Below are 13388 nucleotides of genomic sequence, written 5' to 3'. Positions count from 1 at the left end.
TATGATACGAGTTACCCTGCGGCAGCTGCAATATTTCGACGCACTCGCTCAGACGCTGCATTTTGGCCGCGCCGCTCAGATGGCGGGCGTGAGCCAACCGGCACTCTCGGCCCAGATCGCAGAGATGGAGGAGCGGCTTTCATCGCGGCTTTTTGAACGTGGTGGCAAGACGATTCGGCTGACCGACACCGCAGAGGCGCTTCGCCCGCGCATTGAGAGTATTCTGGCTGAAGTCCGCGACCTGGAAACGAACGCGAGCAAGGGGCGCAAGTCGATGCAGGGTCGCTTCCGTCTCGGCATTATACCAACGGTTGCGCCGTACCTTTTGCCATACGCGTTGCCTGCTTTGAAAGAACGATTTCCAAATCTGAGTCTGGAACTGCGAGAGGCGGTTACCGCAACGCTGGTCGACGATACCGCTAGCGGACTGATCGACGGATTTGTCGCAGCCCTTCCGCTCGACTATCCCGGTCTTGCGCTGGAGACCCTGTTTCGCGACCGCTTTTTTCTGGCGGTGCCTGCGAACGACCCTGGCTTCGACAAGCCTCCCGTGCCACCCGAAAGCCCGGCGCTGGAACGTCTGATGTTGCTGGAGGAGGGCCACTGCATGCGGGACCAGGCCATGGCCATCTGCGGGAGCGTCAAGCCTACCGCAATGGCGAGTTATGGCGCCACCAGCCTCACAACGTTGCTGCACATGGTTTCACACGGTATGGGCGTGACTATTGTCCCCGAAATGGCAGCGCGGTCAGCCAAAGCAATACCCGGCCTTAATGTCGTGCCTTTTGCCGAGCCTATTCCGTCACGCGACATCTGCTTGGCCTGGCGGCGCAACGGGATGCGCCACCATCAATGCATGGAACTCGCTGAAGTGCTGGGCGGCATCAGCGGCCTGCATACAGAAACGCTGGATCACGCACCGGGGTAGTTGGGGCTTTCACGGGTAATCGTCACGTCATGCGTGTGGCTTTCGCGCAGGCCGGCATTGGAAATCCGCACGAATGTAGCCCGCTCGCGAAAATCGTTCAGGGTGGCCGCTCCGACATAGCCCATCGCAGCTTTCAGGCCGCCGGCCAGCTGGTGCAAAACCCCGGCCACCGGCCCTTTGTAGGGCACCTGCCCCTCAATGCCTTCGGGAACGAGCTTCAGCGTATCGCGCACCTCTGCTTGGAAATATCGGTCGGCCGAACCGCGCGCCATGGCACCTACCGAACCCATGCCGCGATAGGCTTTGAACGAACGACCTTGATGAAGATAAACTTCCCCGGGACTTTCGTCCGTTCCAGCCAAAAGCGACCCGATCATCGCAGCACCAGCACCTGCTGCCAAAGCTTTGGCAAGGTCGCCTGAATATTTGATGCCACCGTCAGCAATAATCGAAACGCCCGACTTTTCGGCGGTTTCCACCGCCGACATGATCGCTGACAGCTGCGGTACGCCTACGCCGGCGACGATGCGCGTGGTGCAGATGGAGCCAGGTCCAATGCCGATTTTGACGGCGTCGGCACCGGCATCAATGAGGGCCTGTGTGCCTGCGGCAGTGGCCACGTTGCCAGCCATGATGCGCACCGAATTGGAAAGCTTTTTCGCACGCGTGACAGCGTCGAGAACGCGCTGTGAATGACCGTGGGCGGTGTCGATAACCAGAAGATCGACACCGGCATCGATCAATCGTTCAGCGCGCTCGAACCCGTCATCACCGACGCTGGTGGCAGCAGCCACTCTCAGCCGTCCCTGCGCATCTTTCGAAGCGTGCGGATTCAACTGCGACTTTTCTATATCCTTGACGGTTACCAGGCCAACGCAGTTGAAGTCCTTGTCTACGACCAGCAGCTTTTCAATTCGATGCTGGTGGAGAAGGCGCTTGGCCTCGTCCTGCTGAACGCTTTCCTTCACCGTTATCAGATTATCGCGTGTCATCAATTCGTAGACGGCCTGGTTCGGGTCAGAAGCAAAGCGCACATCGCGATTGGTGACGATGCCCACCAATCGTCCGGTTTTCTGCCCGCCGGAGCCTCCATTTTCAACGACCGGAATGCCGGAGATGCTATAGGTGCGCATCAACATCAGAGCATCGGAAAGCGTGGCTTCCGGCCCTATGGTAACCGGGTTGATGACCATGCCAGACTCAAACTTCTTCACCTGACGTACCTGCTCAGCCTGCTCAGGTGGAGTGAAGTTGCGATGGATGACGCCGATACCCCCGGCCTGAGCCATCGCAATAGCCAGCCGCGATTCCGTCACGGTGTCCATTGCGGCTGAAATAATGGGGATGTGAAGATAGATGTCGCCAGCGATGGTGGTGGACACGTCGGTCTGGCCCGGCATGACTTCCGAATGACCTGGCTGCAGGAGCACGTCGTCGAAGGTGAGTGCCAAAGTGCCGGTAGCGGTTTCGATGATCTTGGCCATGCCTATCCCTTAAATGCGAAACGGGCGCTCGCCCGTGGGGCTGCGCCGACTCGTAAATTCCCTTTCAGGATTGGCACGGGCTGGTACCATGCTTGCACCCGATTGAAAAGGCCGGAGATGCTAGCGTTCGGTTTCAGGTTTCCCTTTAAAGTCTTTGGCGAGCAGATAAAGCTCGACGGATTCATCGCGTGATGCCGGCGGCTTGACGTGATGGACCGTGCGGAAATTGCGCTTCAAGAGATCAAGCAGGCCAGCTTCGGTCCCGCCCTGAAAAGTCTTGGCGAGGAAGTGCCCGCCCGGTTTAAGCACCGCAATCGCAAAATCGGCCGCCACCTCGCAAAGGTGCATGGTGCGGATATGGTCTGTACGCCGATGTCCTGTCGTCGGCGACGCCATATCGGACAAGACAATATCCGGCGCGCCACCTAGCGTCTCCAGCAGTTTTGCGGGCGCCTCATCATCCAGAAAATCCATTTGCAGAAAGGCGGTACCCGGGACCGGGTCCATTTCCAGATAGTCAATTGCGGCGATACGTGGAGCTTCCTCGGGGGAACCTATGCGGTCCGCCGCCACCTGGCACCACCCCCCCGGGGCAGCTCCAAGGTCGATGACACGCAGTCCGGGTTTCAAAATCTTGTGCTTGTCGTCAATCTCGATCAGCTTGTAGGCCGCGCGCGACCGGAAGCCCTCGGCTTTGGAGCGTTGAACATAAGGATCGTTCAGATGGCGCTCCAGCCAGCGCCGCGACGATTCCTTCAGGCCGCGCTTCTTCTTGACCTTAGTGCGCAGCACGCGAGCGCCGCCCGGGCCGTTGGACGATACCGGTCTCTTGGTCATTTCTGCGCCTCCGGACGCCAGTTGCGTCGCCAAACGCCCTCTTCTGCCATCAAATCACTCAAAATACCCTCACGCAGGCCACGGTCGGCCACACGCAGCCGCTCAGATGGCCATATAGCGCGGATGGCCTGCAAAATGGCGCAGCCCGCCAGCACCAGGTCTGCGCGGTCTGCACCGATACATGGGTTGGCTACACGCTCATCAAAATCCCAGCCCAAAATCTTCTCGACCATTGAATCGACATGTGCCTGGTTCAACCACAGCCCGTCTACACGGCGGCGGTCATAGCGCTCCAGCCCCAGATGTACGCCAGCAAGTGTCGTGACTGTTCCCGACGTCCCCAGAAGATGAAAGCGCCCGCCCTCAACGAGGTGTGCGAGCCGGTCTCGACCCTCAAACGCATGCAGCATTTTAGTCACGTCGTCCACCATGGCGTCGAAGACGGCAGGCGTCACATTGCGTCCGCCAAAGCGCTCGGCCAGAGACACCACTCCTACGGGAAGTGACGTCCACGAGACAATGTGGTTGGCGAGGCGGGGCGTACGCTGGCGTGACACGTCCACCAGCGCTATTTCCGACGAGCCTCCGCCGATATCGAACAGCACCACGCCATCCGTATCCCGCTCGATCAGCGATCCGCAGCCAGATACGGCTAGCCTAGCTTCTGTGCGGCGATCAATGATTTCCAGTGCGAGACCGGTTTCGGCCTTAACCCGCGCGATGAATTGGGCGCCATTATCGGCGGACCGGCAGGCTTCGGTGGCAATCAGGCGGGCACGCCGTAGCGGCCTGTGTCCAAGCTTGTCGGCACAAACTTTCAGCGCCTGCACTGCGCGGTCCATTGCGGCTTCGCCCAGTCTGCCATTGGCGGTCAGCCCTTCGCCCAGGCGCACAATGCGCGAAAACGCATCCACCACCCTAAACTGCCCCGGACGCGTCGGTATGGCGACCAGAAGCCGGCAATTGTTGGTTCCAAGGTCAAGTGCGGCAAAAGCCGGCAGGTCCGTCGCGCCAAAGCGTGACTGCCGTACGCCTGGAGAGGCAGGCTTTTCGGCGATGACGGCTACAGGCTGAATCAGGACGGCCTTTTCCGCAACGACCGTGTCGCGCGCAAACACCTTGCGCCCGCGCCGCCGCTTGCGCCGCTTTTTGGAACGCGGTTTGTCATGGGGAGCAGCACCTGACTCTGGTCCGTTGCCAGACCGGCCCTCCGCCTTGGGGCCTTTCGCGCCCTCGGCAGACGGACTCCGCGCCTGTTGCGTGAAGCCCGGCGATGCCCCTGAACCTGACGTGGAAACGCCGGTATCGGGGTCTTTCACCTTGGTATTCCTTCTAGCGCCGCGCAATTTCTTGATTGCCGCACGCGCCGATCTCTTGCGTTGCTATCAGGGTATCAGTGGCTGACGGAATCACCAAGCCCTTCCGACCACTCTCCCGCGCCATTAAATTTGCTTGCCGGCGCAGAAAACGGTTCAATGCTTGAGGGGGCCGGTTAAGAAGTAAAAACACGATTCGGTCACGGACATCGGGAGCGATCCGCCAGGCATGAAGTGGAAAGATTTTATCTGGCCGGTGATAGGCCTTGCTGCGGTGGCACTGTCTGTGTGGCTGCTCTACAAGGAGTTGCGCGGCATCTCGATCGAGGATGTTGGCGACGGGCTAGCTGCGATCCGGTTCCATCAATGGGTTTTGGCGGCGCTCGGATCGATCGTCGCCTATGCCGCCCTTGCAGGCTATGACCACATTGCGCTGATGCATTTGCGCAAAAAGGTCCCTTGGCTGTTCATCACTGCGTGCTCATTCACCACCTACGCCTTATCGCACAATATAGGCGGCTCGGTGATTTCAGGCGCCGTGATCCGATACCGGGCCTACGGATCGAAGGGCTTAAGCGCTGCCGAGATCGGCATCCTCGTTGCCGTCTGCTGGTTCACCTTCATCCTTGCTACTGGCGTCTTGGCGGGCGCCGTTCTGGTGTTGCAGCCGGATCTCATCCACCGCTACTTTGAAGATATCCCGCCATGGGTTTCGCTTACGGCAGGATTTGGCATTTTGGCGCTTGTCGGGCTCTACATTTTCTGCAGCTGGCTGCATCTTAAGCCGCTTCGAATCCGGGGGCGGTTCATCTATTATCCTCGGCTGCCGATTGTCGTGCGGCAGTTGACGATCGGCCCGCTGGAATTGCTAGCGGCCGCATCCATCGTCTATTTCGCTTTGCCCGAAGCCGGCAACCCCGGCTATCTGATCGTGCTCGGCATTTTTCTGGTGTCGTTTTCGGCTGCGCTGATTTCGCATGCGCCGGGCGGCCTGGGCGTTCTGGAGATCGTCTTTCTCATAGGCCTGCCTGAAATGGACCCGGCTGCGGTGATTGCAGCACTTCTCGTGTTTCGCCTGTTCTACCTGATTGTGCCGCTGGTTCTGGCACTTGGCGTGGTATTAACGTTCGAGCGCGGGCAACTGACGCGGCTTTTGTCACGAAAGGACAAAAGCCAAGCTTAACGCCCTGCCCGCGACCCAACCGAAGGCGATCGCAAAATCGCCAGCCAGCACCTCGAGCACGCGAAGGCGGACTTGACTATTGCGCGTCCATGGCTACAACGCAGCCGCAATGGCACCATAGCGCCATTGGCGACAGTTTGCTGTCAGCCTGCTGGGGAATAGGTTAACGGTAGACCCACGGACTCTGACTCCGTTAGTCCTGGTTCGAATCCAGGTTCCCCAGCCAAGTTTTTCTAGCTCTTTAAGGGTTGGCCGGTTTACGGTGCATCGATTGTTGACGGGCGAAGGGCTTTCCAGGACAGTACCCCTATCGTCAAAAGAAAGATCGCAAGCAGTACGTGTTGGCGCATGACCCGTGAGGGCGTGCGCTCATCGGGCTTGGCAATGGCGAATACCAAACCCATATCCTGGTCGACGCCGTTTAGCTTTACGCGTCCTTTTCCAAGATCGGCAGTCATCCATGCAGAGACCGAACCGCGTGGTGTTCCCTGAAGGCCCTTGATCGTAAGAACCATCGGATCGCTGTCATTGCCGGATCGCGGCGAGGTCGATCCACAAAACGTTGCGAGTGTATTGTCACGAAGTTTTTGGACATCCAGATCTTTGGCAACTGTCCACCAGGGTGTGTCCATCACCACGTGCAACATACCTGCATTCTGGCGCCCATATGTGCCAAACATGGTCCGGACGCAGACCTCTTTCAAGCTTTCGAGAGATGTGCGGACCTGTGCGGACAGCTTCAATTCCTGCTTCAGAGTTTGACCATCCATCAACAGCCCGGATGGACGATGGCTCCGTAAAGGCAGAGGATCGACAATCGAGACGTAACTTTGCTCGAAATAGGTAGGAGTACGGAAAAAAAGAACCGCCGCCGCAGCGGCACAGATAGCAACAGTCAGCGTCAATCGGAGCATTACGCGATCAACCATAGAATGGCACCACCTGGGAGAGATACGTTTCCATCTCCAGATAGGCCATCAGGATGACAGCTGGAGTTGCACATATTCTGATAGCTCTCCACTGCGCTGCCGCGATGCCGAAGGCTATAAGCGCAAACGGTACAACCGGATACAAGTAGCGACCGTTGGTCGCTCGCATGGTGCCCAACGTCTGGGAGACTTCGAAAATTTCTATGAGCAGAACCGTCGAAAAAAAACCAACGATAACCAAGCAGTACGCAAAGAGCCTGGTTACTGTGGGCGGGGTTCCGAATATGGGTATAGCAAAAGCTATAATCGCGCTGAACATGAGCAAAATACCCGCAAACGACCTTACGTAGTTCGTTCCTGCATCACCTCGCGCACTCACGACAACGACGAATGCGATCGTGGCGATGAGAACTGCGGAAACTATAATGTCACGCCTCGACCCGACAACCGAACCAAAGAAGCGGGACACCGTTACGATGATCGATTCCTCATGAATATCTTCATTGTCTGGCTGTTTGAATAGTAACCGACAGGCCTCCACGGACAGGACAGCAAAAAAACCCAAAACCACCAGCGATAGAATTTCGAGCGGCCATCCATAGAGCTGGAATGCACGAATTGTCTTGCCGCCGCCGAACCAACCCAGAAAATTGACAAAGAAGTTCTCGACAACAGGATAAGTTCGCAAAAACTCCAGAAATCCAATTCCTTCAAGCGCGTCTGACGGCTTGGCCCGGTCCAGTTCGTCAAAGAACGGGCTACCGAAAAGATAAACGTTCCTCGCAAACCATAGTCCCGGAAGCAGAAGGCTCAGCGCGCAGATCTTCGCGCCAAATTCGATTTTTCTTCTCGCTGAACCAGCGTATTCGATAATCAAAAAACTCACGACAGGCGCGAGCATGACCAAGGCGGTAAATTTGGTGGCCGCCGCCATCGAGAGCAGGAAGGCGCACCAATAGGCATCGACGCGAGCGCCTAATAATACAAAACGCACAAAGAAATAAGCTGATAGCGCTGAGATAAACATGAGAGGCACATCGTGATTCGTTCCGCTCGCAAGAGTGCTGAATTGTGGGACAAGCGATATGGAGGCAGCGACTGCAGTCGACGCATCTCTGTTTAGCCCGATGAGGAGAAGCGTTTTGTATAGAATCAACAATATAGCTCCTCCAGCGACAACGGCGATCAACCGCGGAGAAATGAATTTCAGGTTTTTATCGTTTGATATTGAAACCGCGATCCGGATAGGAACGGCAGCGATAACATAATAAATTGGGGGGTGTTGAGCTATCCAGTTGTGTGACGCTCCGGCAGTTTTGTTTTGTGCACTAGTATTAACCTCCGCACTAATTGTCGCCTTACCTAACTCAGGAAACCCACGACCCAGCGCGATGTCTTCGGCATAGGCATAGTGCCCCACTTCGTCGGGTATTCCCCATAGCGGCGTCACCCATATAGCAATACAAAACGTTTTGAGGACAAACAGAATAGCCAACGCGGCGATTGGCCAATCATCCTTCCTCAGGTGCAACAGTCTTTTTGTCTTCACTGTGTTAAACACTTCGCCCGTTTCCAAAAAAATAGCTCTTCATTGTCCTTTAGCCTCGCGTTTCGTTCCCCCTATTATTCCTGCAACCAACGCCAAAATCGCATCTCCTGAAACTGTCACAACTCGATTTCCCAGCGCAATGGCAGTGGCGGTGGCAGCGGGAACGCCGACGGATGACAGGCCAGCTATCATCACCGCTTCGCGTACTCCCAGTCCTCCCGGTGCTCCGGGAATGATAAATCCGATAAGCCATGCCACACTTGCGATACCGATGATCGGGGCTGCGTGCCCTGCGCCGCCCAAACCTTGAGCCAGTGCTACAGTCAGAAGGCCGTTTACCGTGAAAAACAAGAGATAGAGGAGGCACGCTTCACTCCCGCCTTTGAGCGCAGCACGTCCCAGATGGCGCAAGCGACCTCGAGCGATTATTGCCACTGCGAAAATCGCCAGACCGAGCGACAGTAGAGCAACAACCATTCCGGCCGTCCGGAAAGGTAGGTCGTAGAGATTGTAAGCCTCCCGCAGTGACGGTGACGCGAAGAGTGCGCCTACTGCGAGAGCCGACGTTGAAAAAAGCACGAGTTCCGCCGCCTGTGCAAACACCAAAGCTTTTTTTGAGGCGCCAGCACGGCTTCCCAGTGCGAAGCGTCCGACCATGTGCATCACATTGGTGGGGAAATATTTGTAGATCTGGGTGCGCGCGAAAATTGCCAATGCATGGCCAAGCTTGATGCTTTTTTGGCCATCCACTGCCGCCACAAGCCGGTGCCAGCCCACGCCTATCAGCAGCAATGCGATGGCGTAGGCAATTGCACAGGCGAAGATGGCGGCAAGGAAAAGAGGTGATACCAGTTGCTGCTGTAGAGCGGCAAATGACCGGTGGATGGACCGGGCGACAAAAGCAAGGGCAACAAGGCTTATCGCGATTCCGCCAATTCGCGCAGCCAACTTCAGTGCGCCTGAAGCCATTCGTTCTGGAGGCCGCGGCGTCTCAATCACAGCGGCAGAGCACCATGGTCCATGGCAGAGGCTTGAGCACCTTCTCAATTTTCATGGAACGCTCCAAAAGCTCGATAAAAGCCGAGGACGACCAGTGATTTATGTGACCGGGCGTGTTTCCGAGTTTCTCGAGGTATTTGCCCCTCGCCATGTTCAGCGCCCGCCAGATGGGTTCACGCGGGACACTGACCAACAGATACGGCTTTGCCAACGTGCGCAGAACGGCCAGCGCCTGCTCGGTATCAGGGACATGTTCGAGAACCTCGCAACAGATCACCAACTCAGCCGATGCCTCTGCCGGTTTCAAATCGAAAAGTGAGCGTGTTTCAAATTTCGGTGGAAGGCCACGTTCGGTGCATTGCTGGTTGGCTTGCTCCACGCTGACAGACTCCAGGTCGCTACCTCTGACATTCCATCCTTGCTCATGGAGACGCATCGACAGGTTGCCTTCGCCACAGCCCACTTCATAAGCGTTGCGCATGCCTGTTTTGGCAGTAAGATTATCAAAGCTGGCGAGAAATCCGTCCATGAGATATCGTGCTACGGGATTTTTCGTGTTGTATTTGTCGTAGAAGTTGCCTGCAACGTTCTCATAAGCCGTTCGCGTTTCAGTCATTGTTTCGTAGCCCGGATTGGTTTTTTTGCCTTCGATGCCTGCTGAGTGGGCATTCTCAAAAGCAGGGTATCCTCTTGGCCTAGTTCCTGCCGCAACTGGCGAATCCTGATCTCTTCCAGCAACTGCCGGTTTACCGATGTCAATTCCGCAAGGACGCCGCCTATAGCCATAATGCCGGCGAGAGCCAGCAGAGCGCTTGAGAGGACTAGCGACTGGATATAGCCGTCGCCCTGGCCAGCCATATAATGGTAGATAAACCTGCTGATCATGATCACTCCCGGAAGGGCGACCAGAACAGCGCTGGTGGTGAAAAACCGTAACGGGCTATAGACGATGAATATACGCACCACGGTTATCAGCGAGCGTCGCACATAGCTTGGTATGCTCTTGACCAGCCGCGAGGGACGAAGGTCACCATTTACGCGAATCGGAACCGATGTGATGGCGATGTTTCTGCGCCCGGCCTGAATGATCGTTTCCAAGGTATAGGTATATTTGCTGAAAACATTGAGCTGGATCGCCGCGTCCCGGTGGAACGCGCGAAAGCCGCTCGGCGCGTCAGGCACCTTGGTACCGCTTGCCAGCTTGACGACCCAGCTGCCAAATTTCTGCAGGAATTTCTTGATTGGCGAGAAGTGTTCGATATCACTGATCGGCCTTGCCCCGACGACGATCTGAGCCTTCTTTTCAAGGATCGGGCGCACTAGGTCGGGGATGCAGGACGCGTCGTACTGGTTATCTGCATCTGTGTTGACTATGACATCGGCACCAAGACGCAGCGCCGTCGAAATCCCGGTCATAAAAGCGCGGGCAAGGCCCTGATTGTGGGGTAGCGACACGATATGGTCGACACCGTTTTCACGTGCCACCTCAACTGTGTTGTCTGTCGACCCATCGTCAATGACGAGCCACTCAACGGTATCAAAGCCCTCCACGTGCCTCGGCAGTTCAGCCAGTGCAATAGCTAGTGTGCCTGCCTCGTTTAGACACGGAATCTGGATAATAAGCTTGGTCATCCCCACCTCCAACGCCGGCCGAAGCCGCCCCTGCCCGGGGCAATAGAGGATTTTGTCGCTATCTGCTACCCTTAGGCAATTGGGTAGTTGCTGCTGCGACGTTCTTGCGGACCCATCAATGCCCGTGCTCAACACTGAAAGCAATCTTCTCTGCATCCAATGTTGCGGCGCGGAAGGCGCTGATGAGGCTGGGGCGCATGCCGATAAACCACAGGCCGGGCTGGCCCGTAGACGCGACGCCATTCACGCGCGGCACGCCGGTTTCGTCGAGCACGTCGAGGTCTCCCACCATTTCCTCGAGGCCGGTGCGGTAGCCCGTGGCGGCAATCACTATGTCCGGTATGACGCGGGTGCCGTCGCCCAGCACTACGCCTTCGGCATCAAAGGTTTCCACATGGGGAACGACCTTGATCCTGCCTTTTTTTATGGCAGCTGCAGCACCCTCGTCGACTGCCAGTGCAATCTGATCAATCGCAAGGCGGCTGGCACCACCCTTGTGCGGGGCGGGCAATCCATGTTTCTGCAGATCGCCCAGCGACAGGCGCTGGGTCACCGCGATTAACCGGTCGGCGAGAGGCAGCGGCAGCATGTCCATCAGAGCTGCAAAGCGCGGTACTGCTACTGTGCCGATGCGTTTTGGAAGCAGCGAAGGGCCCCGCCGTGCCGACAGCCAGAGCGCGCCGGTCTGGACCTTGACCAGATGGTTGAGCACGTCGAACCCGGAATTGCCCGCACCTATTACAAGAACGTTGCGGCCTACGTAGTGCGAGGCATGGCCGAAATCGGTTGAATGTAGCAGTTGGCCCCGAAAGGAGGCTTTGCCGGGCCAATCCGGGATGAACGGTATGCGGTCGCGGCCCGTGGCGATAACGACATGGGATGCACGCTCCACGCCGCCTGCGTGATGAACCAGCCAGACGTCACCGGCGCGGTTGATCCTTTCCACTGTCGTATTAAATTCAATGTTGATCTGGCGTTGCTCAGCAAATCGCGTGAGATAGTCTGCCAGCACATTTTTGTGTGGGAACGCGCGTGTGCCGGCTGGAAAACGCTGGCCTGCCAGTGTGGAAAGGGCTCGATGCGTGTTCAAATGGAGCTGTTCATGGCGCCGTCGCCACGGTTCGGCTACGCGGTTCTCCCCTTCCAGCACGCGTACAGCGATGCCGCGTTTGGAAAGCGCATCGGCCATCGCAAGACCTGCGGCCCCCGCACCTATTACGATCACGGACGTTTCCGAGGCCTGTCGCATTGTCCCTGCCGTCTCTATTCGGTTCAACGATAGTAACTGACCGGACAGCTGATTTATTTGCTACCGGTCATAAGTCTGCGCCTTATGTGGGAGAAGAGCAGCGTCGGGCAATAGCCAGAGCACCTTAGCTGACAATAGAAATGGCCATGGCCTCACTACGAAAACATCTCGACCGCTTTCTGGACAAACGGGCTGCCGCCATTCCGCGGGCGGAGCTGAGCGAAGAAGAACGCCTTGTATTGGCTGGCCAATGGGGTGATTTCTCGCTCGCTTATTCAACCGCAGTTCAGGACAATCTGTCGTATTTTGGCGATAAGCGAGGCTACATCGCCTTCCGTACCAAGATGGGCCAGCATTATGCGTTGGGCGACCCTGTTGCAGATCCGGCCAATCACCCCCGCTTGATCCGCAGTTTGGCAGATATCGGCGGCGACCCCTGGTTTGTGCAAATCAGCAGGAATACCGCAGAAATTCTTTCCAGCCTCGGTTACAAGATCAACCGGATGGGCGTTGATACACATCTTGCGCTGCCCGGCCATGATTTTTCGGGCAAGCAGAACCAGACAGTGCGCCATTCAGAGCGCTGGCTAGCCAAGCAGGGATTTACCCTTTCAGAACAACCGCTTAACTCAGAGCATTTGGTAGAGATCGAACGCCTTTCGGAAAAATGGCGTGCCACCCGCATTATACGGCGTCGGGAAATGACCTTCCTCAACCGTCCCTTCTCACCTGTTCTGGGTACAGGAATGCGGCGCTTTGTGCTGCACGACCCGGACGGCAATCTGGTCGCCATGCTCGATTTTGATCCGCTATCGCGCAACGGCAAGGCCTTTGGCTACACGACTGCGTTCAAGCGCAAGGTGCCAGGCGCAACCCCACATGCCGAAATAGGACTGACCAAATTCGCCGTTGATTGCTTTCGCCTTGAAGGAGCTTCAACGGTCACGCTCGGTCTGTCGCCGCTGGCAGACATTCAACCAAGCGGTTTTGACGAAAGCAGGTTTTGGCGCTCCATGTTTCAACGCGGCTATCATTCTTCGCTCGTCAATCGCTATCGTTTCAATGTGCAAGGCCAAGCGGCGTTCAAGCGGCGCTTTCATGGCACGGAAGAACCAACCTATATCGCATTCCGAAAAGGCACGGTTCTGCAGATGACTGCGCTTCTCAGACTGCTCAAAATTGTATGAACGACCATTGAGAATGCGTGGATAGATTTTAGCATCTGCAACAAAATTTGATAGAAATAAACAAACGTTTCCAGTGAGTTGAACTCAAGAGGAGT

12 protein-coding genes and 1 tRNA gene are annotated in these 13388 nt (G+C 56.7%); 4 read left to right on the top strand and 9 right to left on the bottom strand.

All coding sequences use genetic code 11. The annotated features are described in order from the left end of the window. The first annotated feature begins 1 nt into the window (after window position 1). Window positions 2-928, top strand: coding sequence for a hydrogen peroxide-inducible genes activator (locus tag GA830_RS09525; RefSeq protein ID WP_195161648.1), 927 nt, complete (start codon window positions 2-4; stop codon window positions 926-928). On the opposite strand, the gene guaB is transcribed toward GA830_RS09525, so the two are convergent. From guaB to GA830_RS09510, 3 genes are all read right to left on the bottom strand, one after another. Beyond that, a complete protein-coding gene (guaB, locus tag GA830_RS09520; protein WP_195161647.1) occupies window positions 913-2412 on the bottom strand; it encodes an IMP dehydrogenase in 1500 nt (499 codons plus the stop codon). The two genes, GA830_RS09525 and guaB, sit on opposite strands and share 16 nt — an antisense overlap. A 120-nt stretch (window positions 2413-2532) precedes the next feature. Further along, window positions 2533-3249 (bottom strand): RlmE family RNA methyltransferase, encoded by a 717-nt coding sequence (locus GA830_RS09515; RefSeq protein ID WP_195161646.1) that lies wholly within the window; start codon window positions 3247-3249, stop codon window positions 2533-2535. Continuing rightward, window positions 3246-4568: a Ppx/GppA phosphatase family protein gene (locus GA830_RS09510; RefSeq protein WP_195161645.1), complete on the bottom strand. Its 1323-nt coding sequence runs from the start codon at window positions 4566-4568 to the stop codon at window positions 3246-3248. The genes GA830_RS09515 and GA830_RS09510 overlap by 4 nt, the downstream gene beginning before the upstream one ends. Window positions 4569-4794: 226 nt before the next feature. On the opposite strand from GA830_RS09510, the gene GA830_RS09505 reads away from it, so the two are divergent. Both GA830_RS09505 and GA830_RS09500 read left to right on the top strand, forming a co-directional pair. Beyond that, window positions 4795-5748, top strand: coding sequence for a lysylphosphatidylglycerol synthase domain-containing protein (locus GA830_RS09505; RefSeq protein WP_195161644.1), 954 nt, complete (start codon window positions 4795-4797; stop codon window positions 5746-5748). A 152-nt stretch (window positions 5749-5900) separates the two neighbouring features. Further along, window positions 5901-5974: transfer RNA gene (locus tag GA830_RS09500), tRNA-Gln, on the top strand. 31 nt (window positions 5975-6005) lie between these two features. Here the strand turns inward: GA830_RS09500 and GA830_RS09495 are convergent. From GA830_RS09495 to GA830_RS09470, 6 genes are read right to left on the bottom strand one after another with little or no spacing between them, the layout of a single operon-like run. Then, window positions 6006-6662 (bottom strand): hypothetical protein, encoded by a 657-nt coding sequence (locus GA830_RS09495; RefSeq protein ID WP_195161643.1) that lies wholly within the window; start codon window positions 6660-6662, stop codon window positions 6006-6008. Window positions 6663-6669: 7 nt separating this feature from the next. Beyond that, entirely contained in the window at window positions 6670-8253 is a 1584-nt protein-coding gene (locus GA830_RS09490; protein ID WP_195161642.1) for a glycosyltransferase family 39 protein, read from the bottom strand. 12 nt (window positions 8254-8265) lie between these two features. Continuing rightward, window positions 8266-9174: a lysylphosphatidylglycerol synthase transmembrane domain-containing protein gene (locus tag GA830_RS09485; RefSeq protein WP_195161641.1), complete on the bottom strand. Its 909-nt coding sequence runs from the start codon at window positions 9172-9174 to the stop codon at window positions 8266-8268. Window positions 9175-9217: 43 nt separating this feature from the next. Next, window positions 9218-9841: a class I SAM-dependent methyltransferase gene (locus GA830_RS09480; RefSeq protein WP_195161640.1), complete on the bottom strand. Its 624-nt coding sequence runs from the start codon at window positions 9839-9841 to the stop codon at window positions 9218-9220. Continuing rightward, a complete protein-coding gene (locus GA830_RS09475) occupies window positions 9838-10989 on the bottom strand; it encodes a glycosyltransferase family 2 protein (RefSeq protein ID WP_308460439.1) in 1152 nt (383 codons plus the stop codon). Before GA830_RS09475 ends, GA830_RS09480 begins: the two co-directional genes overlap by 4 nt. Next, window positions 10973-12082, bottom strand: coding sequence for a flavin-containing monooxygenase (locus GA830_RS09470; RefSeq protein WP_195161639.1), 1110 nt, complete (start codon window positions 12080-12082; stop codon window positions 10973-10975). Before GA830_RS09470 ends, GA830_RS09475 begins: the two co-directional genes overlap by 17 nt. 170 nt (window positions 12083-12252) lie before the next feature. Here GA830_RS09470 and GA830_RS09465 point away from each other — a divergent pair, with 170 nt between their 5' ends. Beyond that, a complete protein-coding gene (locus GA830_RS09465) occupies window positions 12253-13293 on the top strand; it encodes a phosphatidylglycerol lysyltransferase domain-containing protein (protein WP_195161638.1) in 1041 nt (346 codons plus the stop codon). Window positions 13294-13388 lie beyond the last annotated feature (95 nt).

The sequence above is a fragment of the Mesorhizobium sp. NBSH29 genome (assembly GCF_015500055.1).
GTDB lineage: Bacteria > Pseudomonadota > Alphaproteobacteria > Rhizobiales > Rhizobiaceae > Neomesorhizobium.
The sequence above is the reverse complement of the archived record's forward strand: the minus strand, read 5'-3'. Positions and strand labels throughout refer to the sequence as shown.